Raw genomic sequence first — 1,276 nt, forward strand, 5'->3', positions numbered from 1 at the left:
CCTCCCCTGCCTCCCCCGCCTCCTCGGCGGACGTCCCCGAGTCCTCCGAGTCCTCCGGGTCCTCCGAGTCCTCCGGGTCCTCCGCCGGGACCACCGTCCCGCAGGTCTCCTTCCGTGGTGCACCGCCGCTGACCACGCCGGTCTTCGAGATCGGTGGCGTGTCCGTGTTCTACGGCGACCACGAGGCCGTCCGCGACGTCAACATGACCATCGGCAACCGCCAGATCACCGCCATGATCGGCCCCTCCGGCTGCGGGAAGTCCACCATGATCCGCTGCCTCAACCGGATGAACGACCTCATCCCCACGGCCCGCGTGCTCGGGAAGATCAGCTACCACAGCGAGAACCTGTACGGGAAGGAGGTCGATCCCATCGAGGTGCGGCGCCGTATCGGCATGGTCTTCCAGAAGCCCAACCCGTTCCCCAAGTCGATCTACGACAACATCGCGTACGGGCCGCGCGTGGGCGGGTTCAAGGGGGACCTGGACGGCCTGGTCGAGGAGACGCTCACCCGTGCCGCGCTGTGGGACGAGGTCAAGGACAAGCTCAAGACCTCCGCGCTCGCCCTGTCCGGCGGCCAGCAGCAGCGGCTGTGCATCGCCCGCACCATCGCGGTCGAGCCCGAGGTGATCCTGATGGACGAGCCCTGCTCGGCCCTGGACCCGATCGCCACGGCGAAGATCGAGGACCTCATGGAGCACCTGGCCCAGGAGTTCACGATCGTCGTCGTCACCCACAACATGCAGCAGGCCGCGCGGGTCTCGCACCGCACCGCCTTCTTCACCTCGGACATCGACGAAGACGGCGAACGGCACGGCCGGCTCGTCGAGTACGACGAGACCGAGCGGATCTTCTCCACTCCCTCCGACCGCCGCACCGAGGACTACATCTCCGGCCGCTTCGGCTGATCCCCGTCCACGCCGAAGCCCCCTGGGACCGCCGGGCACGCCGCAACGTCCGGCACGCAAGCGAGCCACGTTGCGGCCCCGTGGCGCCCCCTCCGCCCGCGGTTCCGCGCCCCCGGTCGGGCAGGCCGGGGTGACGCCGGGTCCGCCGGTGCGCCGGGCACGCACACTCGCCGCGTCGCTGAACCGCCCTTGTGGCTCCTCCTCCCCGGCTCGGGGTTTCGCGCGAGTAGGGAGGGGCCGCGTCCGTGACGACGTGGGGCTTGTCCTTCGGGCGGGTGGCGGGAATTTGGCGGGCAGGCCGGGGTGACGCCAGGTGCGCCGGTGCGTCCGACACGCACACTCGCCGCGTCGCCGAACCGTCCCTGTGG

Annotated in this window: 1 protein-coding gene; it reads left to right on the top strand. The window is 70.5% G+C overall.

Annotated elements, in window-relative coordinates:
* Window positions 1-128 precede the first annotated feature (128 nt).
* The gene (gene pstB, locus FNH08_RS50205; protein ID WP_152778700.1) at window positions 129-908 is read left to right on the top strand and encodes a phosphate ABC transporter ATP-binding protein PstB; all 780 of its coding nucleotides are present in this window, start codon (window positions 129-131) and stop codon (window positions 906-908) included.
* The last annotated feature ends 368 nt before the right edge of the window (window positions 909-1,276 follow it).

Source organism: Streptomyces spongiae, from assembly GCF_009377185.1.
Taxonomy (GTDB): Bacteria; Actinomycetota; Actinomycetes; order Streptomycetales; family Streptomycetaceae; genus Streptomyces; species Streptomyces spongiae.